This is a genomic window from Methylobacterium sp. NMS14P (genome assembly GCF_028583545.1).
GTDB lineage: Bacteria > Pseudomonadota > Alphaproteobacteria > Rhizobiales > Beijerinckiaceae > Methylobacterium.
In genome coordinates this window covers 3182347-3203792 of record NZ_CP087106.1, presented here as the reverse complement: position 1 = coordinate 3203792, position 21446 = coordinate 3182347, and the positions used below count along the sequence as shown (strand labels likewise).

Sequence of the window (21446 nt, the reverse complement as noted above, 5' to 3'; positions counted from 1 at the left end):
GGAATCTCCGGTTCGAGGATCGCCGCCGGCATGTAGGTGCCGACTCGCGTCCGCACAGCCCAGTTAGATTGCGCGCAATCTAATTTCAAGGGTCGATCAGCGCGAAGCGGTCGACATCCACGAGACCCCGATCGGTGATCTTCAGGTGGGGAATGACCGGCAGCGGCAGGAAGGCCACCTGAAGGAAGGGTTCGGGGAGGACGACGTCCAGGCTTCGCGCCGCTTCGCGCAGGGTTACGAGGGATTGCCGGATCGCGTCGAACGGCATCAGGCTCATCAGGCCGGCGACCGGCAGCGCGATCTCGGCCAGCACGCGGCCGCCCTCGACCACCACGAAGCCGCCCTCGATCGCGCCGAGCCGGTTCACCGCCACGGCCATATCGGCATCGTCCGCCCCGACGACCGTGATGTTGTGGCTGTCATGCCCGACCGACGAGGCGATGGCCCCGCGCCTCAGGCCGAATCCCTTCACGAACGCGACGCCGACGCCGCGCGCCCCTGGCGCCGTGCGGCCGTGGCGCTCGACCACGGCGACCTTGATGACGTCCTGGTCGAGGTCGATCCGGCGCTCACCGCCGGAATAGGGCAGGGTGAGGTCGTGCCGCAGGGTGATGATCTTGCCGGGCACGACCCCGATCACCGGCGTCGACGGCCCGGAGCCCGGCGCGGCGAAGTCCGCGGCCGTCACGCGCCGCGCCCGCACGCTCCGGCGACCGATCGGCTCGATCGGCGCGCGCGCGTCGAAGAGCGCCGTGTCCACAGGCCGACCCGCGCTGAGCACCCGCGACACCGAGCAGGCGGCGAGATCGTCGAGCACCACGAGATCGGCGCGCTGGCCGGGCGCGACGAGGCCCCGGTCGTGCAGCCCGAAGGCTCGGGCCGCCGACCAGGACGCCGCGCGGTAGGCGGCCAGGGGCGGCACGCCGAGGGCGATGGCGGTGCGGACGACGAAGTCGAGGTGGCCCTCCTCGGCGATGTCGAGGGGATTTCGGTCGTCGGTGCAGAAGGCCAGGAACGGCGCCGTCCGCTCGGTCAGGATCGGCGCGAGGGCGTGCAGGTCCTTGCAGACCGAGCCCTCGCGGATCAGCACGGTCATGCCCTTGGAGAGCTTCTCGAGGGCCTCCTCGGGCGAGGTCGCCTCGTGCTCGGTGCGGATGCCGGCCGCGATGTAGCCGTTGAGCCCGAGGCCGCGCAGGAGCGGCGCGTGGCCGTCGATGTGCCGCCCCTGGAAGGCCGCGAGCTTGTCCAGCACGCCCGGATCCGCCGCCAGCACGCCCGGGAAGTTCATGAATTCGGCGAGGCCGATCACCTTCTGGTGCGCCGCGAAGGGGGCGAGATCCTGCGCCTCGATCCGGGCGCCCGAGGTCTCCAGGTGATCGGTCGCCGGGACGCAGGAGGAGAGCTGCACCCGCAGGTCCATCGCCAGGGTCTCGGAGGATCTCAGGAACCACGTGAAGGCGTCGGTGCCGAGCACGTTGGCCATCTCGTGCGGGTCGCAGATCCCGGTCGTGACGCCGTGCGGCAGGACGCAGCGCTCGTATTCCTGCGGCGGCATCAACGACGATTCGATGTGGAAATGCGTGTCGATGAAGCCCGGGACCACGACTTTGCCGGACACGTCGATCTCGCGAGCGCCGCGGTACTGGCCGAAGGTCCCGACGATCCGGTCGCCGCAGATCGCGATGTCGGAGGCGACGAGGTCGCCGGTGACGAGGTCGAGGAAGCGGCCGCCCTTCAGGACGAGGTCTGCCTCGGCCCGGCCCTGACCCTGCACGATGGCCCGCCGGAGGAAATCCACCTGTGTCATCGCGAGTCGCCCCTCCGTCCTGCCATCCGCCAGAAGCATGCCACGGGTGCCACGCCCTCGGCGACGCTTGCGGATGCGCGGGCGCGGGCGCAGAAACCGCTCACCTTTGAATTGGTCGAAGCTCTCGATGCCTGCCTATCGCTCACGCACCACCACCCACGGCCGCAACATGGCCGGCGCCCGCGGCCTCTGGCGCGCCACCGGCATGAAGGACTCGGATTTCGGCAAGCCGATCATCGCGGTGGTGAACTCCTTCACGCAGTTCGTGCCGGGTCACGTCCACCTCAAGGATCTCGGCCAGCTCGTCGCCCGAGAGATCGAGGCGGCCGGCGGCGTCGCCAAGGAGTTCAACACCATCGCGGTCGATGACGGCATCGCGATGGGCCACGACGGGATGCTGTACTCGCTGCCGTCCCGGGAGCTAATCGCCGATTCCGTCGAGTACATGGTCAACGCGCACTGCGCCGACGCGATGGTGTGCATCTCGAACTGTGACAAGATCACTCCCGGCATGCTGATGGCGACGCTGCGCCTCAACATCCCGACCGTGTTCGTCTCGGGCGGCCCGATGGAGGCCGGAAAGGTCCAGCTGCCGGGCATCGCCAGGAAGGTCGACCTGGTCGACGCGATGATCGCGGCCGCCGACGACCGGATCTCGGACGAGGACGTGGCCGTCATCGAGCGCTCGGCCTGCCCGACATGCGGTTCGTGCTCGGGCATGTTCACGGCGAACTCGATGAACTGCCTCACCGAGGCCCTCGGCCTCGCCCTTCCGGGCAACGGCTCGGTGCTGGCCACCCACGCCGACCGCAAGCGCCTGTTCGTCGAGGCCGGCCACCTGATCGTCGATCTGGCCCGCCGCCACTACGAGCAGGACGACGCCAGCGTGCTGCCGCGCGCCGTCGCCAGCTTCCAGGCGTTCGAGAACGCCATGACCCTCGACATCGCCATGGGCGGCTCGACCAACACGGTGCTGCACCTGCTGGCCGCCGCCCACGAGGGCGAGGTGCCCTTCACCATGGCCGACATCGACCGGCTGTCCCGGCGGGTGCCGGTGCTGTGCAAGGTCGCTCCGGCGGTGGCCAACGTCCACATGGAGGACGTGCATCGCGCCGGCGGGATCATGGGCATCCTGGGCGAACTCGACCGGGCCCGCCTGATCGACACCGGCGTCGGCAACGTCTCGGCCGGGACGCTGGGCGCCGCACTCGCCCGCTGGGACGTGCGCGGCGCGCCGGCCGCCTCGGTCCAGACCTTCTACCGCGCGGCCCCGGGCGGCGTGCCGACCCAGGTGGCCTTCAGCCAGGAATCGCGCTTCGACGAGCTTGATGTCGACCGGGAGGGCGGCGTGATCCGCGACGCCGCGCACGCCTACTCGCAGGACGGCGGCCTCGCCGTGCTGTACGGCAACCTCGCTGAGCAAGGCTGCATCGTGAAGACCGCGGGCGTCGACGCCTCGATCCTGACATTCACGGGCACTGCCCGCGTGTTCGAGAGTCAGGACGCGGCCGTCGACGGCATCCTCAACGGCAAGGTCACGGCCGGCGAGGTCGTGCTGATCCGCTACGAGGGTCCGCGCGGCGGTCCCGGCATGCAGGAGATGCTCTACCCGACGAGCTACCTGAAATCGAAGGGGCTCGGGAAGGCCTGCGCCCTCGTCACGGACGGGCGGTTCTCCGGCGGGTCGTCGGGCCTGTCCATCGGGCACGTCTCGCCCGAGGCGGCCGAGGGCGGCCTCATCGGCCTCGTGCGCGACGGCGACCGGATCGCCATCGACATCCCGAACCGCCGCATCCACCTCGACGTGGACCCGGCGGAACTCGACCAGCGGCGGATCGCCCAGGAGGCCGCGGGCTGGCAGCCCGCGAAGCCGCGCAAGCGGAAGGTGAGCGCGGCCCTGCGCGCCTACGCGATGCTCACGACGAGCGCGGCGCACGGCGCGGTGCGGCGGGTCTGATCAGCGGAGCTCGAGGACCAGGGCGGCGATGGCGGCCAACAGAGCCGCCGCCGCCACCGCGGCGCCGATGAGGCGCGCGCGAACGGATTGGGTCGCCTTCGCGGGCAGGACGGGCCGCGGGACGGCCTCCGGGACGCGCCCGAGGGACCTGAGCATCAGCGGCTCGATCGCCGCGTAGCCCGCCGGGCTCAGGTGGAGGCCGTCCGTTCCGTAGTCGGGCCGGAGCCCGCCGGTCTCCGTCGCCAGCACGGCGTAATAGTCGATGAACGTCGCGCCGTGCTCGTGGGCGTGGTCCCGGAGCCACGCGTTGACCGCCGCGACCATGGCGGGGGCGTCCCGAACCTCCGGGTTCCACGGGATCCCGTCCACCGGCGTTAGCGAGCCGATCCAGGCCTTCACGCCCATGGCACGGGCCTCGTCGAGCATGCCGGTGAGGGTCCGGCAGATCTCCTCGACCGGGACGAAGAAGCCCTCGTTGCGGCCGATATCGTTGACGCCGCACAGGAGATGCACGCCGCCGGCGCCGGTCTCCGCGAGGTCGCGGGCGAACCGCATGGTGATCCAGCGCGCCGTCTGGCCGGAGCCGCCGCGGGGGATGAGGTCGTAGGCCTCGAAGGTGCCGGCCCGGTGGAAGCCCCAGAGCTCCGTGATCGAGTCCCCGATGAAGACGATCGGTCCGGCCATGGCTCAGGCAGGCGTCGCCGTTCCCATCGTCTCGATCACCTCCGCCCGGAGACGGTCCGCCATCTCCTGGCGCCCCTCCGAGGTCACGTGGACGATGTCGGTGAACAGGGCGCGGGTGTCGGCCTCGAACAGGCGGCTCAGATCCCGCGCCGCGAAGGCCCGGTCGGTCGTGTCCAGCCGCCCGAGGACGTTCTCGAAGCGCTCGTACTGGCGGTCCAGATAGGCGAGGAACGCGCCCGACGCGACGGACGCCTCAGCGCCCGCGTGCGTCGCTTTGCGGACGACCGTCGGCTGCAGGACAAACCGCACCGGCGCGCCGATCCCGGGCGCGAGACGCGCGAGGCGCTTCAGCGCCAGCTCGAACTGCCGCACCACCTCCCATTCCCAGATGTCGGACTGCCAGTTCGTCAGCGCGCGCAGGTTCTCGAGGCGGTTGAAGATCATCGCCTGGAGGCCGTCGTACGACAGGGCCTCCGCGTCCTCGGCGGACTTCCTCGGATCGAAGAAGTAGTCGTACAGGCTCTCGTTCGCGAAGTGATTGTAGGGGACGCCCGCCCGCGGATCGAAGCTCCAGGGCTGGAAGATGTCGGTCGCGCCGCCCACGATCAGGATGACGTCGGGCTGCAGGTCCATCAGCCGCGTCGTGACCAAGGCTATCATCTGGTTCAGGCAGGCCGAGACCGCGCCGAAATTGTAGACGCGGCAGCCGGGCCCGTGCGCCTGCTTCAGCCCGGTCTCCAAGCGTCCGGGCACGGTGTCGGCGAAGACCTGACCGTCGATCAGGGTGCTGTCGCCGACGACGAAGACCCTCAGCGTCTCGGACGGCGGCCGCGCGTCCGCGTGCGCGTCGTTGCGGTAGCCGAGGGCGTCGTAGCGCCAGCCCTGCCCGGACGCCTCCGTCAGCGGCTTGCCGGCGAAATGCGCGTAGGGCGCGGGAAAGCGGCTATTCGCGTCGAAGTTCTGGAAGCTCTGCAGGAATTTCCGCCGTCGCGCGTCCGCGCTGTCGTCGGGCGGCCGGTGGGCCATGGTCGTCTCCTCCCCGGGCGGATGGCGGCGGCTGTGCGGTGGTCGGTGAACCGAGCGGCGGGACGAAGGGTCCGCTCAGCGCCGGAGCGTCGCGTGGTTCTCCAGGAACCAGCCGTAGGTCTGGCGCAGACCGTCCTCGAGGTCGATCTCCGGCCGCCAGCCCATCGCCCGCAGCCGCGACACGTCCATCAGCTTGCGCGGCGTGCCGTCGGGCTTGGTCGCGTCGAACGCGAGCTCGCCCGCGTAGCCGATCACCCGCGCGAGCGCCTCGGCCAGCTGTCGGATGGTGCAATCCTCGCCGGTCCCGACGTTGATGTGCGACAGGTCGGGGCGGGTGTTCGCGGCGTAGACCGCGTCGTCCATCTCCATCACGTAGACGCTGGCCCGCGCCATGTCGTCGACGTGCAGGAACTCGCGCATCGCCCGGCCGGTGCCCCAGACCGTGACCTTGGCGCGACCCTCCTGCTTCGCCTCGTGGAAGCGGCGCATGAGCGCCGGCAGGACGTGGGCGTTCTCGGGATGGAAGTTGTCGTTCGGCCCGTAGAGGTTGGTCGGCATCACGCTGCGGTAGCGGCGCCCGTACTGGCGGTTGTAGCTCTCGCACATCTTGATCCCCGCGATCTTGGCGATCGCGTAGGGCTCGTTGGTCGGCTCGAGCAGCCCGGTCAGCAGGGCGTCCTCGCGCATCGGCTGCGGGGCGAGCTTCGGATAGATGCAGGACGAGCCGAGGAACAGCAGCCGGTCGACGTCGTGCGTATGGGCGGCGTCGATCAGGTTGGACTGGATCAGCAGGTTCTCGTGGATGAACTCGGCCGGGTAGGTGTTGTTGGCGTGGATGCCGCCGACGCGCGCGGCGGCGAGGTAGACCTGATCGATGCGGTTCTCGGCGAAGAAGCGCCGGACCGCGGCCTGATCCAGCAGGTCGAGGGTCCGGCGGTCGGCCGTGAGGATGCGCTCGTGACCGAGTTCACGCAGGCGACGCACGATCGCCGAGCCCACCATGCCCCGATGGCCCGCCACGAAAATGGTCTGACCTCGACCGTCCATCACGCGTCCGTTCCCTGCCGAAAGCTCGGATTTCCAAGCTCCTATAGCCCCTCTGCGGCGCGATATCGCCGCGCAAACACGCGTTTTCTGAGGCGCGCCGCGGCGCCCGCGCGAGCGCTCGCAAACTGCGTCACTGTACGGGAAACGACGTATCCAAATACAACCGAAAGTTAGCGTTAATCATTCTACCAGAAGCTGCATCTCGTTCCTGCTCACCGAACAGCGGATCGCAGGGCCGGTTCGGAAGCGCCCCCGGCCGCGCAGCAATGGAGTTCCAGATGCGTCCCTTGACCGTCGTCCCGGCTGTGCCGCGGACTGCGATGCTCGCTGTCACCCGCCCGAGCGCCGGCCGCGCGATCCCGATCGCGGCCGGGCTCCTGCTCTGCACGGCCCTTGCGACGCCTGCCCAGGCACAGCTCCTCCGCGGCGCGCTCGATACAACCACGAATGGCATCCTCGGCACCGGGGTGACCATCGGCACGAGCAGCCCCGGAAGCGGGGTCCTCGGAACGGGCCTCAATGTCGGGACGACCGGTGGCGGGCTCCTCGGCACCGGCGTCACAGTCGGCACCACCAATCCCGGGACCGGCGTCCTCGGGACGGGGCTCAACGTCGGGACCAACGGCGGGGGCGTGCTCGGGACCGGCGTCCTCGTCGGCACGACCGGTCCGGGAGACGGGCTGCTCGGCACCGGTCTCACACTGGGAACCGCGGGCGGATCGGGAACCGGCGGCTGCGGCACCTGCGGCGGCACGGGCGGGGGTGGGACTGGCGGAGGCGGGACCGGTGGTGGGGCCGGAGGCGGCTCCAATCAGGGCATCTACATCATCACCGGCAACGTGACGCAGTCCCAGGGGCAGACGGTCATCAACGAGCTGAGGCTCTCGCAGCTCACCAGCGTCACCGGTGTCGCCGCCAACAACACCAGCAACCAGGCCGCGCCGATCGCCGTCGGCAGCGACGCTCTAGCCGTTGGCTACGGTTCGAGCGCGGCCGGAACCGCCTCGACCGCGGTCGGCACGGGCGCGAGCGCGGCCAATACCGGCAGCGTCGCCCTCGGCTACGCGGCGAATGCCCAGGGTCTCGGCGGAACGGCGATCGGCACGGCCTCCGCGGCGTCCGGAGCCGGCAGCACCGCCCTGGGCTTCGTCGCCGGCGCGACCGGGACCGGCTCGACCGCCATCGGTGCGGCCGCCTCGGCGGCCGGCAACAACAGCGTCGCGCTCGGCAACGGGGCGGCCGCCAACCAGGCCAACACGATCGCGATCGGCGCGAACGTGAAGACGACCCAGGCCAACCAGGTCGCGATCGGCAATTCCGCGAACACGTACACGCTGGCCGGTATCGCTTCGCAGGCGAGCGCCGCCGCGCAGAGCGGAGCGACGGCCTTCGTGACCACGGATGCGAACGGCAACCTCGCGGCCTCGGCCTACGGACCGTCGACGATCGCCGGCCTCGGCAACCGGATCGATTCGGTTCAGGCGCAGGTCAACAACCTGGAAGCCAAGACCGACTCGGTCCAGCGCTACGCGATCCAGACCCGCAAGGAGGCCCGGCAGGGCGTCGCCATGGCCATCGCAATGGCGACCGCGCCGATGCCGTCGGCGCCTGGCAAGACGACCTGGGCCACCAACGGGGCGACCTACCGGGGTGAGTGGGCCGGCGGCCTCGCCGTGGCGCACCGGTTGCCGACCTGCTGCGTCCCGATCGCCGTGACCGCCGGCGTGGCCTACGGCGGCGACAACGCCGTCGGCGTCCGCGCCGGCCTCGCGGGGGAGTTCTGAACGGTCCGCAAGCCATCGGAGCCGTGCCTGATTTCGCCCTTGCGTGCGGGGAAAGGACCGCGATAGTGTCAAGCAATGCTGACACTCGCGGTCGACCATCGGGTTGCGCAAGAGACCGATCGGCGCTCGCACGCCGTCGTGGTCGGCTCGGGCTTCGGCGGTCTCGCCGCGGCGGTCCGGCTGGGCGCCCGCGGCTACCGCGTGACCGTGCTCGAGCGCCTCGCGCAGCCCGGTGGTCGGGCCCGCGTCCACCGGCAGGACGGCTTCACCTTCGACGCCGGTCCGACCATCGTCACCGCGCCCCAGCTCTTCGAGGAACTCTGGCAGCTGGCCGGCCGCAGGCTCGCCGACGACGTGACGCTGGTGCCGATGGACCCGTTCTACCGGATCCGCTTCGCGGACGGGACGTCCTTCGCCTACAGCGGCGACGTGGACCGTATGCGAGACGAGGTGGCGCGCTTCGCGCCCGGCGATGTCGCGGGCTACGAGCGCTTCATGGCGCACAGCCGCGCCGTGTGCCGGATCGGGTTCGAGCAGCTCGGTCACGTGCCCTTCGGCAGCGTCGGCGCGATGCTGAAGATCGCGCCCGACCTGCTGCGCCTCTCGGGACACCGCTCGGTGCACGACGTGGTGGCGCGCTTCATCCGCGACGAGCGGCTGCGGACGGTGTTCAGCTTCCATCCGCTGCTGATCGGGGGCAACCCGTTCCGGGCCAGCGCCATCTACTGCCTGATCGCCGACCTCGAGCGGCGCTGGGGCGTCCACTTCGCGATGGGCGGAACCGGTCAGCTGGTCGACGGGCTGGTGCGGCTGATCCGGTCGCAGGGCGGCCGCCTGCGCCTCGGCGTCGAGGTCGCGCGCATCAGGGTGGAGGAGGGGGCAGCCACCGGCGTCAACCTGACGAGCGGCGAGCCGATCGCGGCCGACGTCGTGGTGTCCAACGCCGATTCGGCCGTGACGCACGCGCGCCTGCTGCCGGAGGCGCAGCGCTGGAGCCCGGGACGGTTCCAGCGGGCCCGCTCGTCGATGGGGCTGTTCGTCTGGTACTTCGGCACCAAGCGGCGCTACCCGGCGGTGGATCACCACACGATTCTGCTCGGGCCGCGGTATCGCGGCCTGCTCGCCGACATCTTCGATCGCAAGGTGCTGGCCGAGGATGCGAGCCTGTACCTGCACCGGCCGACCGCGACCGATCCGAGCCTCGCCCCGCCGGGATGCGACGCCTTCTACGTGCTGGCTCCGGTTCCCAACCTCGCCGGCGGTCAGGACTGGCAGACCCTCGCCGAACCGTATCGGCGCCGGATCGCCGCCATGCTCGAGGCGAGCGTGATGCCGGGCCTGTCCGAGACCATCGTGACCTCGAAGGTGACGACGCCCCTGGATTTCCAGGACGATTTCTTGAGCTACCGGGGATCGGGCTTCGGCCTGGAGCCGGTGCTGACGCAATCGGCCTGGTTCCGTCCGCACAACCGGTCGAGCGCGGTCCGCAATCTCTATCTCGTCGGGGCCGGCACGCATCCGGGCGCGGGCCTCCCCGGGGTGCTCTCCTCCGCCCGCATCCTCGACAGCGTGGTCCCCGATGCCCGCGTTACCGCCTGAATTCGCCGCCGCGGCCGACCGAACCGCCTGCCGGGTGGCGATCCGGGCCGGCTCGAAGAGCTTCTTCGCGGCCGGCCAATTGCTGCCGGCCGACATGCGCGAGGCGGCCTACGGCCTCTACGCCTTCTGCCGGCTGTCGGACGACCTCGTCGACGATGCCGCGAGCCCGGCCGACCGACGCAGCGCCGTGGCGCGTCTCGAGGGCCGAATCGGCCAGGCCTATGCCGGCCGCCCCGCCGACGCCCCGGCGGACCGCGCCTTCGCGGAGATCGTCGCGGCCCACGCGATCCCGGAGGCGCTGCCGCGCGCGCTGATCGAGGGCTTCGCGTGGGACGCCGAGGGCCGGCGCTACGCCGATCTCGGCGCGCTCCACGCTTACGCCGCCCGGGTGGCGGGCTCGGTCGGGGCGATGATGGCCCTGATCATGGGCACCCGCGATCGCGACGCGCTGGCCCGCGCCTGCGATCTCGGCGCCGCGATGCAGCTCACCAACATCGCGCGCGACGTCGGCGAGGACGCGCGGATGGGCCGCCTCTACCTGCCGCTAAACTGGATGCGGGAGGCCGGGATCGACCCGGACGCGTTCCTCGCCGATCCGCGGCCGAGTCCGGCGCTGGCCGGCGTCGTGGCCCGTGTCCTCGGCGAGGCGGACAGCCTCTACGCCCGCGCGCAGGCCGGGATCGCGGTGCTGCCCCGGGGCTGCCGGCCCTCGATCCGGGCGGCGGCCCTGATCTATGCCGAGATCGGCCGGGTCGTGGCGGCGCAGGGTTACGATTCGGTCCGCCACCGCGCCCGCGTCACGACGGGGCGGAAGCTCGCGCTGATTGCGCGCGCTCTCGGCACGCCTTCGGGCGCGGCCGGCCTCGGCGCGGCGCCGCTCCCCGAGACGGCGTTCCTGATCGAGGCGGTGGCGGCCGAGCCGGTCCTGCCGATGCGCGAGCGACCGGCTCTGCGGCCCTGGTGGGACGTCAGCGGCCGGGTCGTGCACGTCCTCGACCTGATCGAGCGGATGCGCGAGCGCGAGGCGTTCGGCCGCTCCGCGCCGTCCTGATCGGCGCGGCGGAGGCTCCTCGGTGAGCGACAGGCTGTTCGTCGCTTTCGATATCGGCCTCGTCTTCGCCCTGGCGCTGGGTATCGGGGTCTGGCAGCTCACCGCGGTCCGCCGCAGCATCCGCCGCGACCGGGATGGTAGGGCGGATTGAAGCGGCGGCGACGGACCGCAGCCCCCTCCAAGCCGCGACGGCTCGGCGAACCACTCCCCCGCGATCCGGCCGCCCTCGTCCTCCGCGATCGCGCGGTCGGCGGCCGGATACCGCGCCGTGGATAGGCCGGGGAGGTTTTCCACGAGATCCTAGGGCGCCTGGATGTTGATGGTGTCGTGTCGGCTCAGGTCCGGCGGCGCCGAGGCCGCGCGGCAGACGATGATCGAGTTTGTCGTCGGCACGTCCGACCTTCCCAGGAGCGGCGCAAGCAGTCCTCCTCCTAGTCGGCGGACCTGTCGAGAGCGACGTCGCCCTCCAGCAGGCACCCGACCGGGCGACCGCCCACGAAGCCGAGCTGCACCCGGATCTCGGACAGGCGGCCCATGGCCCGCCCCTGCAGAATCCGGATCGGACGATCGTCCGGCTCGATGAGCCCGTCCCGCAGCAGCCCGAAGGCCAGGGCCGCGGCGGCGATGCCCGTTGCGGCATCCTCGGGATAGCCGGAGGCGCGGGGGAACTGGCGCGCCTCGAACAGCCTGGCCGGGCCGTCGAGCACGGCGTAGGGGTAGAGCCCGGTCGAGCCGATCCGCGTGCAGGCAGCCTCGACGGCGTCGCTCGCGGGCGCGAGGGCGTTGAGCGCGGCCGCATCGCGCATCGGCACGAGCGTCTTGACCCGCGACGTCACGGCGTTGTGGACAGGGCGCGCGGCGAGCGCGTCGTGCCCGACTCCGAGCGCCGCGCGGACATCGGCGCTGTGCTGTTCCGCCAGGGGCCGCACACGGCCGACTGGCTGCGTAATCGCGACGCTCCAGGCATCCGCGCCGCGCGGGCTCACGAACCCCGTCACGGAGCCGCTGCCAGTCGCGATCCGGACCGACGCATTCGGAAGCCGTCCCTCGCGGGCCAGCACCCACAGGACGCCGATGGTGGCGTGGGCGCACATCTCCATCTCGTGGTTCGGCACGAAGAAGCGCAGGCGCAGGTCGTGGGCCGGGTCCTCGGCCGGCAGAGCGAAGCCCGATTCGTGCCCGTAGCGCCGCGCGACGTCCCGCATGGCCTCCGCGTCGAGGGCCCGCGCGTCGGGGACGACGGGGCAGGGGTTGCCGCCCGTGCCCGCGTGGGTGAAGACGTCGACCAGGGTCACGGACGGCATCGGCCGGGCCTCACTGCAAGTGATGAGTATAGGTATCGCCGGCCGCCGCCTTCAGCGCCGCGCCCGCCTCGCGGCCGATCCGCTCCGCCTCCGCGACGGGCCCCTGCCGGGACGCCGCCCAGTGGCGACTGCCGTCGGGCAGGAACAGCAGCCCGTCGATCCGCAGGCTGTCCCCGTCGATCTGCGAGAGGGCGGCGATCGGGGTCCGGCAGGACCCGTCGAGTTCCGCGAGCAGCGCCCGCTCGGCCGACACCGCGGTGGTGGTCCGCTGGCAGGCGATGGGCGCCAGGAGGTCGCGGATCACCGCGTCGTCCGTGCGGCACTCGATGCCGAGGGCGCCCTGCGCCACGGCGGGAAGCATCTCGTCCACCGACAGGACGCTGCGCGCCATGCTCTCCAGGCCGAGGCGCTGCAGGCCCGCCAGGGCGAGGAGAGTCGCGTCGCACTCGCCGGCCTCGAGCTTGCGCATCCGCGTATTGGCGTTGCCTCGCAGCGGCACCACCCGGAGATCGGGCCGCCGCATCAGCACCTGCGCGCCGCGGCGGAGCGACGAGGTCCCGACCCGCGCGCCCGACGGCAGCCCCGCCAGACCGTCGGCGTGCGGCGACAGGAACGCGTCCCGCGGGTCGTCGCGCTCGAGGATGCAGGCGATGGTGAGGCCGTCGGGGAGCCAGGTCTCCACGTCCTTCATGGAATGCACGGCGACGTCGACCTCGCCGGCGAACAGGGCCTGCTCCAGTTCCTTGGTGAACAGGCCCTTGCCGCCGATCTCGGACAGGGGTCGGTCGAGGATCTTGTCGGCCACGGTGGTCACGACCACCAACTCGGTCTCCAGGCCCGGATTGGCCGCCACGATCCGGTCGCGCACCATCCCGGTCTGCGCGAGCGCCATCGGAGAGCCGCGGGTGCCGATGCGCAGGGGGCGGTTCAACATCTGGTTCCGGATCACTTCGCTGGACGAGACACTGTCTTATAGACCGAGCGCGGCGGCAGGCCACGGTCCGTCAACCGGTTTCGGACCAGTGTCCCGCGGCCGTGAAGCCGGTTCCGCCCCGCTTTCGCCGGACTGCGCACTTAGCGGGACACCGGCGAGTTCCAGAGCCAACAGGTCTTATCGCGATGCTGATCATGCCGAGCCGCCGGCAGTTCCTGACCGGGCTCGGCGTGGGCGCCGGCCTCACCGCCGCGACGGGCGTCTACGCCTTCGACGTCGAGCCGCTGCACCGGCTGGTGGTCACGTCCTACGCGCCGACCCTGCCGCGCTGGGATCCGGCGCTGCGCCTGCGGGTGGCGGTGCTCGCGGATTTCCACATCTGCGAGCCGTACATGCCGTTCGACCGGGTGGCGGAAATCATGGCGGCTACCAACGCTCTCGAGCCCGATCTTGTCCTGCTGCTCGGCGACTACCCGGCCGGGCGCATCGCGTGGCGCAAGCTGCCGCTCGACCGGTTCGCCCGGATGATGACGGAGCTGAAGGCGCCCCTCGGCACGCACGCGATCCTCGGCAACCACGATTGGTGGGACGACCACGCCGTCCAGCGGGCCGGCCGCGGCGTTCCGGCGGTCCGGCGCCTGCTGGAGGCGCAGGGCATCCCGGTTCTGGAGAACCAGGCCGTGCGCCTCGTGAAGGACGGGCGGCCGTTCTGGCTGGCCGGACTCGGCGACCAGCAGCCGTTCCTCAACGCGTGGAGCACGTTCAGCCTCGCCGACCTGCCGCGCACCTTGCAGGCGATCACGGATACGGCGCCCGTGATCCTCATGGCCCACGAACCCGACATCTTCGCCAGCGTGCCCGACCGCGTCTCGCTGACCCTAGCCGGGCACACTCACGGCGGGCAGGTCCGCCTGTTCGGCCACGCGCCAGCCATCCGAAAGGTGCGCGGACACGACTATTCCTACGGCCACGTCGTCCAGGACGGTCGCCACATGATCGTCTCGGGCGGCTTCGGGATGAGCCGGATCCCCGTGCGGATGGGCGTCCCCCCGGAGATCGTCCTCCTCGAACTCGGAAAGACGGACACGCCCACGGCCGCCAGCTGAGCGGCGGGTTCGCGGAGATTTGCCGCTGATCCTTGCATCGGCGAAGTACATCCCGGTCGCGCGCAATGGATTCCTTCCCTGGGCCGGAGACCCTGCATGTCGCGTCGGTAATCGACAGGCATTGATGACAGTTTGACACACTGAGAGGTGCGTGGGACCGTCCCGCGTCGATTCGATGTGGGGATGCTCATGCCGATCCTGCTCGGCCTCATCGGGATCATCGTTGCGGGACTGTTCTGGATCTTGCGGACGCACGGAACCGTCAAGGGCCTGCAGGAGGTCGACCGGGACACGAAGGGGCTCCAGCGCCGCGCCGTCTCGACCTTCCAGAACCTCGTGGGGACGCCGTTGCAGCGCGTCCGCGACCCGCGCCTGGCGGCGGTGATCCTGATGATCCAGCTGGTCCGGACGGGCAGCCCCCTGACCGCCAGCGAGAAGACGCGGATTCTCGAATACATGGAGACGCCGCTGGAGGTGGATCGGATCTCGGCCACCTTCGAGCGGGCCTGGGGCTACACGCGGGCGCGGCTTCCGTTCTCGCAGGTCGCCGACGCCCTGGCGCCGCTGCTGCGCGACGCGCTGACGCCGGCGGAGCGGGGCGAGCTGATCGCTATGCTGACGCAGGTGGCCAGCGCGCATTCCCCGCCGAGCGAGTTGCAGCGCGAGGGCATCGCCCGCCTCAAGCGGCGCCTCCTCGTCGGCGAGAAACCCGTCTTGGTCCAGGGGCAGGGTTAATCCGCCTGATCCGGATCGGGCCGGGGCCGGGCGCGCCGGAACGCCGCGCCGCTCGCCATTCCGGGACACCGCGCTACCTCGCCGGTATGCGCGCGTTCCTGCCCCTCCTCGTCCTCACCGCCCTCTCGGCCGGCTTCGGAACCGCCCGGGCCCAATCCTGCGACGCGCTCGTCGACAAGGTGAGGGCCGAGACGGCGGCGAAGACGGCCGAGCGCCGGAGCGATTACGCCAGCTTCACGGCCGGTCCGGACATGACCCTGACGCTGGCCTGCGGCGCGCCGGACCTGTCGTCGGTGGGCGCGCAGTTTCGCGGTGCCAACCCGCCGGACAGTTACTACGACCTGTTCGGCCAGGCTGGGCACGCGGTGACCGGCATCGATGCCGCCGTGATCACCGAGGCCGCGCACCGCGCCCAGGCGACGGCCACGAAGCTCCGGCACAGCAACATCGACCTCGGCGGTGCCCGGGTCACCTGTTCGGCGATGGTGTCGCCCGACAAGGGCCCCCTGACGCTGTGCGCGGTGATCGAGAACAGCAACCGCAGCTGAGACCGGCGGCGACACGGCCGCCGGCCCCTGCGCCCGCCTCAGAGCGGGATGTTGTCGTGCTTCTTCCAGGGCTGCTCCATCTTCTTGGTGCGGAGCATGCCGAGGGCCTTGGCGATCCGGCGGCGGGTCGAGTGCGGCATGATCACCTCGTCGATGTAGCCGCGCTCGGCCGCCACGAAGGGCGAGAGGAACCGGTCCTCGTACTCGCCGGTGCGCGCCGCGATCTTCTCCGGATCCCCGATCTCGCTCCGGAAGATGATCTCGACCGCGCCCTTCGCGCCCATTACGGCGATCTGCGCCGTCGGCCACGCGTAGTTCACGTCCGCGCCGACGTGCTTCGACGCCATGACGTCGTAGGCGCCGCCGAAGGCCTTGCGGGTGATGATCGTGACCAGCGGCACCGTCGCCTGCGAGTAGGCGAAGAGCAGCTTGGCACCGTGCTTGATCAGGCCGCCGTATTCCTGCGCCGTGCCCGGCAGGAAGCCCGGCACGTCCACGAAGGTGACGATCGGGATGCCGAAGGCGTCGCAGTAGCGCACGAAGCGCGCGGCCTTCCGCGAGGCGTCCGAATCGAGCACGCCCGCGAGCACCAGCGGCTGGTTGGCCACGAAGCCGACCGTGCGGCCCTCGATCCGGCCGAAGCCGGTGATGATGTTGCGCGCGTAGGCGGACTGGATCTCGAAGAAGTCGCCCTCGTCCACCACGCGGCGGATCAGCTCGCCCATGTCGTAGGGCTTGTTCGGGTTGTCCGGGATCAACGTGTCGAGGGACGCGTCGATCCGGTCGACGTCGTCGAAGCTCTCGAGCTCCGGCACGCCGTCGATGTTGTTGGCCGGGAGGAAGTCGAGGAGGCGGCGGATCTGGAGGATCGCCTCGACGTCGTTCTCGAAGGAACCGTCCGCGATCGACGACTTGGTCGTGTGGACCTTGGCGCCGCCGAGCTCCTCGGCGGTCACGACCTCGTTGGTGACGGTCTTCACCACGTCAGGGCCGGTCACGAACATGTAGCTCGTGTCGCGGACCATGAAGATGAAGTCGGTCATGGCCGGCGAGTAGACGTCGCCGCCCGCGCACGGACCCATGATCACCGAGATCTGGGGGATGACGCCCGAGGCCATGACGTTGCGGCGGAACACCTCGCCGTAGCCGCCGAGCGCCGCGACGCCCTCCTGGATGCGCGCGCCGCCGGCATCGAAGATGCCGATGATCGGCGCGCGCATCTTCAGCGCCATGTCCTGGACCTTCACGATCTTCTGGGCGTGCGCCTCCGAGAGGGAGCCGCCGAACACCGTGAAGTCTTTCGAGAAGAGGAAGACCGTGCGGCCGTTGATCGTGCCCCAGCCGGTGACGACGCCGTCACCGGGGATCTTCTGCTTCTCCATGCCGAAATCGGTGGAGCGATGCTGCACGAACATGTCGAACTCTTCGAACGACCCGTGGTCGAGGAGGAGCTCGATCCGCTCGCGCGCCGTCAGCTTGCCACGCTTGTGCTGCGCCTCGACGCGCTTCTCACCGCCGCCGAGCCGGGCCTGCGCCCGCCGCTCTTCGAGCTTGTCGAGGATATCCTTCATGGCTGTTCCCGCCCTTCCCCTGCCCGTGACCTGCGACCCGGATCGGGCCGGGTCCAAGCTTATGCGTTCACCGATCGAGCGCCCTTAGCACGGGCTTTTCGGGTGGCAAACCGACGCGGGGAGCGCCGGGATCAGACCTTCGGGGGAGGAGTTCGGGGGAGGAGAAGGGAATGGTGGACGGTGCAGGGATCGAACCTGCGACCTTTCCCGTGTGAAGGGAACGCACTACCGCTGTGCTAACCGTCCGTACCGGCGAGTCGCCTGAGCGCACGCCATCGTCGCTCGCCCTCGAGGGCGCCGCGACCCGGTGGCCGGCCTTCTAGAGCGCGGCAGGCCGCGACGTCAAGCGCGGCCGGCGATGTTTGGCGGCAACCGGACGAGCGCTCGAAAGAGCTCTCGAATCCCGGTGCGCCGGGGCCGGGCGCAGCCGACGCCGGCCCGGGGCCCGCCAGCGTGTGCGCGCGTGAGGTTGACAAGGCCGTCGGCCCGGTGCGCTGTGCAGGGATGCACGAGGGGCCAGCGGGCGCGAAGCCCGGCAGCGACGTGACGGCGGAGGGCGCGGCGGGGCCAGGGCGGCCGCGCGTCGCGATCACCTACTGCACGCAGTGCAACTGGCTGCTGCGCGCGGCCTGGATGGCGCAGGAACTCCTCTCGACGTTCCGGGACGATCTCGGCGAGGTCGCCCTCGTGCCGGCCACCGGAGGCACCTTCCGCATCGAACTGGGCGCGGCGCTCCTCTGGGAACGGGTGCGCGACGGCGGGTTTCCGGACGTGAAGGCGCTGAAGCAGCGGGTGCGCGACCACCTCGACCCGGCGCGCGATCTCGGTCATATCGACCGGTCATGAGGCGAGGGAACGGCGACGAGCCCGCGGGGCGCCGCGGGCCGGGGACGGACCCCGCTTGAGTCCGGACCATCATGCAGAGGGCGCGGGCGTCCCCGCGGTGATCCCCGCGCGCCGTTCGTGGCTGTCGCGGCGGCTGCACCGCTTCGGGCGGAACGGCTTCTCGACCCAGGTCTACCTGATCGCGCTGGTGATCGCGCTGATCGGCCCCGGCCTGCTGTTCACCAGCATCCTGCTGATGCGCTACGCCTCCGCCGAGCGGGCGCGGTTCGAGCAGGACGCCCGCGAGAACGTGCGCGGCATCGGCCTGTCCCTGGACCGCGACACCGCCGGGCTCGTGTCGGTGCTGCAGACGCTGGCGACCTCGCCGCGGATTCGGCAGGGCGACTTCGAGGCGTTCGACGCCCAGGCGCGCCTCGTCCGCGAATCGATCGATCTCGACGTGCTCCTGCGCCGGCCCAACGGTCAGGAGGTGGTGAATACCGGCGTGCCGCGCGGCGCGCCGATGCCGATCGTCGCGCTTCCCTTCGATCAGGATCTTACGCGGGGCACGCAGCGCGCCATGGTGAGCGGCTACGTGCCCGGACCGATGCCGGGCGATGCCACCTACGCGGTCGGCGTGCCGGTGATGGTCGACGGCGAGGTCGGCTACATTCTGAGCTTCACCGTTCCCCTGTCCCGCCTGCAGGGAATCCTGTCGCGCGAGGTCGTCCCGGGCTGGACGACGGGGATCAGTGACCGGGCCGGCGTCGTCCTGGCGCGCCTGCCCGATCCCGAGGCGGTGGTCGGCAAGCAGCGCCTCGCCAGCCTCCGCCAGGTGCAGTCGTCGACCCCCGGCGTGTGGGAGGGCCAGGACCGCCAGCACAAGCCGGTGGTGGTGATCGAGGCGCGCTCGCGGCTCACCGGCTGGATGGTCGCGACCAGCATCCCGCAGGCCCTCGTCGACGCGCGGGTGCGGCGCTGGATCTGGGCATTCGCGGGATTCGGCCTGCTGGTGCTCGCCACCTCGTCGCTCCTGGCGGTCAACCTCTGGTCGCGGGTCTCACGACCCCTCCGGTTGCTGGCCGCATCCGGGCCTGCCCTGGCCCGGGGCGAGGCGATCCCGCGCGTGTCGTCGCCGGTGCACGAGATCCAGCGGCTCGGCGTCGTGCTGTCGGAGGCGTCGCTGCGGCTGCGCACCCGAGAGGAGGAGCGCGACCGGGCGCTGGCCGAGACCAAGCGCGGCCTGAGCGCGCTGAGCGAGAGCGAGGCGCGCTTCCGGCACATGGCCGATTCGGCCCCGGCCCTGATCTGGATGACCGACGAGATCGGCGCGGTCAGCTTCGCCAACCTCCACTTCGAGCACCTGTTCGGGCTGCCGGCCGCGCGGTTCAACGACGACGGCTGGCATCAGATCGTGCATCCCGACGATCTGGAGAATTTCCGCAGCGCCTTCACGGAGGCGTTCGAGGCCCGGGTCCCGTTCCGCACCGAGGCGCGGGTAATCGACCGGACGGGCGCGGTGCGCTGGCTCCAGTGCGAGGGCGTGCCGCGGCTCGACGACGCCCAGAACTTCCTGGGCTACACCGGCTGCAACATCGACATCACCGACACGAAGAACGCCGAGGAGCACCTCCTGCTCCTGATCCACGAGTTGAACCACCGGGTGAAGAACACCCTGGCGACGGTGCAGTCGATCGCGGCCCAGTCCCTGCGCGGGCTGGAGGGCGCGGAGGCGGACGCGGCGCGCGCCGCCTTCGAGGCACGCCTCCTCGCCCTGGCGCGGGTGCACGACGTCCTGACCCGGGAGAGCTGGGAGGGCGCGGAACTCTCCGCCGTCGTGGCGGACGCGATCCGGCCGCTTGAGGCCGGCGAGGGCCGGGCCTCGCGGTTCCAGGTTCAGGGACCGGCCCTGCGGCTCCCGCCGCGGCTCGCTCTGTCCATCGCCATGGCCCTGCACGAGCTCGGCACGAACGCCGTGAAGTACGGCGCGCTCTCGACGGAGGGCGGCACGGTCGAGATCTCCTGGACGGTGCGGCGTCTGGACGAGATGCAGCTCTCGCTCCGCTGGTCCGAGCGGGGCGGCCCGCCGGTCAAGAAGCCGACGCGGACCGGGTTCGGCTCGCGCCTGATCGAGCGCAGCCTGGCGCGCGAGCTCGCCGGCGAGGTCGTGCTGAGCTACGAGCCGACCGGCGTGGTCTGCACCATCGACGCCCCGGTGCCGCCGCCGGGCCTCTTGGAGCGCAAGGGTGTCGCCGCCCCGACGCGGATCGCACCGCTGCCGCTCGCCGGGTAGGCCGGCACGGTGCGGCGACCCACGTCAGTGATACGGATCGGCCGCGTCGCGCAGGCCGTCGCCCATGAAGTTGAAGGCGAGCACGGTCACAAGCACCGGCAGGACCGGCAGGAGCAGCCAGGGGTAGAGCTGCACAGCCGCGAGATTCTGCGCCTCGTTGAGCAGCACGCCCCAGCTGGTCACCGGCGGTCTCAGGCCCAGGCCCAGGAACGACAGGGCCGTCTCGCCGAGGATCATGGTCGGGATCGACAGAGTCGCCGACGCGATCAGGTGACTCATGAAGTTCGGGATCAGGTGGCGACCGATCACCCGGGTCGGCGAGGCGCCCATCAACTCGGCGGCCTGGACGAAGTCCTCCTCCCGCAGCGCCAGGAGCTTGCCGCGCACTGCCCGCGCGAGCCCCGGCCAGTCGAGCAGGCCGAGGATCACCGTGATGCCGAAGAAGATCAGCAGCGGGCTCCAGTTCGGCGGCAGCGCCGCCGACAGGGCGAGCCAGAGCGGCAGCTCCGGCAGGGAGCGGACCACCTCGATCAGCCGCTGGACCCCGGCATCGACGATCCCGCCGAAATAGCCCGCGATGCCGCCGAAGAAGAGCCCGAGCGCGAACGAGATGGCGACGCCCACGAGGCCGATGGTGAGGGAGATCCGCGCCCCGTAGATCATGCGCGAGAACAGGTCGCGCCCGAGCTTGTCGGTGCCGAGGAGGAACAGCGTGCCGTTCTCCGGCGGGCAGACGAGGTGCAGGTCGGTGTGGACGAGCCCGAGCCAGTCGTAGCCGTCGCCCCGGCACAGGAACCGCAGCGGCTGCGGGGCGACCGCGTCCACCTTGTAGTCCCGGCGGAACGTGTCGAGATCGAGATGGGCCCGGTAGGGGTAGACGAACGGCCCCACGAATCGGCCCTCGTGGAACAGGTGGACGCCCTGCGGCGGCGCGTAGAGGAAATCGCCGTTCCTGCGGGCCTGACCGTAGGGCGCGAGTTGCTCGACGAACGGCACGGTCGCGTAGAGCGCGAGCAGGATCAGGGCCGAGGCGACGGCCAGGCGGTGACGCAGGAACTTTCGGAGGATCAGCCGCCACGCGGAAGCCGTGGCGACGGGGCTCTCGGCCCGGGCCTCCGGCTCGAAGGGCGCCGGATCGACGAAGTGTCCGGATGCGGGGAGCGCGTCGGTCATCG

18 protein-coding genes and 1 tRNA gene are annotated in these 21446 nt (G+C 71.0%); 10 read left to right on the top strand and 9 right to left on the bottom strand.

The features are described 5' to 3' along the window. Window positions 1–85: 85 nt before the first annotated feature. The gene (gene ade / locus LOK46_RS15425; protein WP_273558488.1) at window positions 86–1807 is read right to left on the bottom strand and encodes an adenine deaminase; all 1722 of its coding nucleotides are present in this window, start codon (window positions 1805–1807) and stop codon (window positions 86–88) included. Window positions 1808–1934: 127 nt separating this feature from the next. On the opposite strand from ade, the gene ilvD reads away from it, so the two are divergent. Next, window positions 1935–3764 carry a dihydroxy-acid dehydratase gene (ilvD, locus tag LOK46_RS15420; protein ID WP_273558486.1) on the top strand — a complete coding sequence of 610 codons (1830 nt, stop codon included), beginning with the start codon at window positions 1935–1937 and terminating at the stop codon, window positions 3762–3764. Here the strand turns inward: ilvD and LOK46_RS15415 are convergent, their stop codons facing one another. The 3 genes from LOK46_RS15415 to fcl form a co-directional block, all read right to left on the bottom strand. Beyond that, window positions 3765–4448 carry a GDSL-type esterase/lipase family protein gene (locus tag LOK46_RS15415; protein ID WP_273558484.1) on the bottom strand — a complete coding sequence of 228 codons (684 nt, stop codon included), beginning with the start codon at window positions 4446–4448 and terminating at the stop codon, window positions 3765–3767. 3 nt (window positions 4449–4451) lie between these two features. Next, window positions 4452–5474, bottom strand: coding sequence for an SGNH/GDSL hydrolase family protein (locus LOK46_RS15410; protein ID WP_273558482.1), 1023 nt, complete (start codon window positions 5472–5474; stop codon window positions 4452–4454). Between the two features lie 75 nt (window positions 5475–5549). Continuing rightward, window positions 5550–6521, bottom strand: coding sequence for a GDP-L-fucose synthase (gene fcl, locus LOK46_RS15405; RefSeq protein WP_273564601.1), 972 nt, complete (start codon window positions 6519–6521; stop codon window positions 5550–5552). Between the two features lie 320 nt (window positions 6522–6841). Between fcl and LOK46_RS15400 the strand changes: the two genes are divergently transcribed. The 4 genes from LOK46_RS15400 (at window position 6842) to LOK46_RS15385 (ending at window position 11106) form a co-directional block, all read left to right on the top strand. Next, window positions 6842–8305, top strand: coding sequence for a hypothetical protein (locus tag LOK46_RS15400; protein WP_273558480.1), 1464 nt, complete (start codon window positions 6842–6844; stop codon window positions 8303–8305). 75 nt (window positions 8306–8380) lie between these two features. Continuing rightward, entirely contained in the window at window positions 8381–9904 is a 1524-nt protein-coding gene (locus LOK46_RS15395) for a phytoene desaturase (RefSeq protein WP_273558478.1), read from the top strand. Further along, complete coding sequence (locus LOK46_RS15390; RefSeq protein ID WP_273558476.1) at window positions 9885–10955, top strand: phytoene/squalene synthase family protein; 1071 nt, start codon at window positions 9885–9887, stop codon at window positions 10953–10955. Before LOK46_RS15395 ends, LOK46_RS15390 begins: the two co-directional genes overlap by 20 nt. 22 nt (window positions 10956–10977) lie before the next feature. Continuing rightward, a complete protein-coding gene (locus LOK46_RS15385) occupies window positions 10978–11106 on the top strand; it encodes a hypothetical protein (protein WP_273558474.1) in 129 nt (42 codons plus the stop codon). Between the two features lie 280 nt (window positions 11107–11386). Here the strand turns inward: LOK46_RS15385 and LOK46_RS15380 are convergent, their stop codons facing one another. Next, entirely contained in the window at window positions 11387–12259 is an 873-nt protein-coding gene (locus LOK46_RS15380) for a PhzF family phenazine biosynthesis protein (RefSeq protein ID WP_273558472.1), read from the bottom strand. A gap of 10 nt (window positions 12260–12269) precedes the next feature. Next, window positions 12270–13193: a hydroxymethylbilane synthase gene (gene hemC, locus LOK46_RS15375; protein WP_273558470.1), complete on the bottom strand. Its 924-nt coding sequence runs from the start codon at window positions 13191–13193 to the stop codon at window positions 12270–12272. Window positions 13194–13378: 185 nt separating this feature from the next. Here hemC and LOK46_RS15370 point away from each other — a divergent pair, with 185 nt between their 5' ends. From LOK46_RS15370 to LOK46_RS15360, 3 genes are all read left to right on the top strand, one after another. Further along, window positions 13379–14299, top strand: coding sequence for a metallophosphoesterase (locus LOK46_RS15370; protein ID WP_273558468.1), 921 nt, complete (start codon window positions 13379–13381; stop codon window positions 14297–14299). A gap of 189 nt (window positions 14300–14488) precedes the next feature. After that, window positions 14489–15034, top strand: coding sequence for a tellurite resistance TerB family protein (locus tag LOK46_RS15365; protein WP_273564600.1), 546 nt, complete (start codon window positions 14489–14491; stop codon window positions 15032–15034). Window positions 15035–15120: 86 nt separating this feature from the next. Next, the gene (locus tag LOK46_RS15360) at window positions 15121–15582 is read left to right on the top strand and encodes an ABC transporter ATPase (protein WP_273558466.1); all 462 of its coding nucleotides are present in this window, start codon (window positions 15121–15123) and stop codon (window positions 15580–15582) included. A gap of 38 nt (window positions 15583–15620) precedes the next feature. Here LOK46_RS15360 and LOK46_RS15355 read toward each other — a convergent pair whose 3' ends face one another. Next, window positions 15621–17153 carry an acyl-CoA carboxylase subunit beta gene (locus tag LOK46_RS15355; RefSeq protein ID WP_273558464.1) on the bottom strand — a complete coding sequence of 511 codons (1533 nt, stop codon included), beginning with the start codon at window positions 17151–17153 and terminating at the stop codon, window positions 15621–15623. Window positions 17154–17324: 171 nt separating this feature from the next. Continuing rightward, window positions 17325–17399 (bottom strand) — tRNA-Val (locus LOK46_RS15350). A 258-nt stretch (window positions 17400–17657) separates the two neighbouring features. On the opposite strand from LOK46_RS15350, the gene LOK46_RS15345 reads away from it, so the two are divergent. Further along, window positions 17658–17999, top strand: coding sequence for a SelT/SelW/SelH family protein (locus tag LOK46_RS15345; RefSeq protein WP_273558462.1), 342 nt, complete (start codon window positions 17658–17660; stop codon window positions 17997–17999). Between the two features lie 55 nt (window positions 18000–18054). Beyond that, the gene (locus tag LOK46_RS15340) at window positions 18055–20271 is read left to right on the top strand and encodes a sensor histidine kinase (RefSeq protein ID WP_273558460.1); all 2217 of its coding nucleotides are present in this window, start codon (window positions 18055–18057) and stop codon (window positions 20269–20271) included. A gap of 24 nt (window positions 20272–20295) precedes the next feature. On the opposite strand, the gene LOK46_RS15335 is transcribed toward LOK46_RS15340, so the two are convergent. Further along, on the bottom strand, window positions 20296–21444 hold the full coding sequence (locus tag LOK46_RS15335; protein WP_273558458.1) for an ABC transporter permease: 1149 nt from the start codon (window positions 21442–21444) through the stop codon (window positions 20296–20298). Window positions 21445–21446: the final 2 nt, after the last annotated feature.

What these genes read in the sequence shown, in the direction of transcription:
- hemC (WP_273558470.1), bottom strand. Translation starts at nt 13,193, where the DNA reads ATGTTGAACCGCCCCCTGCGCATCGGCACCCGCGGCTCTCCGATGGCG.
- LOK46_RS15380 (WP_273558472.1), bottom strand. Translation starts at nt 12,259, where the DNA reads ATGCCGTCCGTGACCCTGGTCGACGTCTTCACCCACGCGGGCACGGGC.
- LOK46_RS15365 (WP_273564600.1), top strand. Translation starts at nt 14,489, where the DNA reads ATGCCGATCCTGCTCGGCCTCATCGGGATCATCGTTGCGGGACTGTTC.
- LOK46_RS15345 (WP_273558462.1), top strand. Translation starts at nt 17,658, where the DNA reads ATGCACGAGGGGCCAGCGGGCGCGAAGCCCGGCAGCGACGTGACGGCG.
- LOK46_RS15335 (WP_273558458.1), bottom strand. Translation starts at nt 21,444, where the DNA reads ATGACCGACGCGCTCCCCGCATCCGGACACTTCGTCGATCCGGCGCCC.
- LOK46_RS15390 (WP_273558476.1), top strand. Translation starts at nt 9,885, where the DNA reads ATGCCCGCGTTACCGCCTGAATTCGCCGCCGCGGCCGACCGAACCGCC.
- LOK46_RS15360 (WP_273558466.1), top strand. Translation starts at nt 15,121, where the DNA reads ATGCGCGCGTTCCTGCCCCTCCTCGTCCTCACCGCCCTCTCGGCCGGC.
- LOK46_RS15355 (WP_273558464.1), bottom strand. Translation starts at nt 17,153, where the DNA reads ATGAAGGATATCCTCGACAAGCTCGAAGAGCGGCGGGCGCAGGCCCGG.
- LOK46_RS15410 (WP_273558482.1), bottom strand. Translation starts at nt 5,474, where the DNA reads ATGGCCCACCGGCCGCCCGACGACAGCGCGGACGCGCGACGGCGGAAA.
- LOK46_RS15400 (WP_273558480.1), top strand. Translation starts at nt 6,842, where the DNA reads ATGCTCGCTGTCACCCGCCCGAGCGCCGGCCGCGCGATCCCGATCGCG.
- fcl (WP_273564601.1), bottom strand. Translation starts at nt 6,521, where the DNA reads ATGGACGGTCGAGGTCAGACCATTTTCGTGGCGGGCCATCGGGGCATG.
- ilvD (WP_273558486.1), top strand. Translation starts at nt 1,935, where the DNA reads ATGCCTGCCTATCGCTCACGCACCACCACCCACGGCCGCAACATGGCC.
- LOK46_RS15415 (WP_273558484.1), bottom strand. Translation starts at nt 4,448, where the DNA reads ATGGCCGGACCGATCGTCTTCATCGGGGACTCGATCACGGAGCTCTGG.
- ade (WP_273558488.1), bottom strand. Translation starts at nt 1,807, where the DNA reads ATGACACAGGTGGATTTCCTCCGGCGGGCCATCGTGCAGGGTCAGGGC.
- LOK46_RS15395 (WP_273558478.1), top strand. Translation starts at nt 8,381, where the DNA reads ATGCTGACACTCGCGGTCGACCATCGGGTTGCGCAAGAGACCGATCGG.
- LOK46_RS15370 (WP_273558468.1), top strand. Translation starts at nt 13,379, where the DNA reads ATGCTGATCATGCCGAGCCGCCGGCAGTTCCTGACCGGGCTCGGCGTG.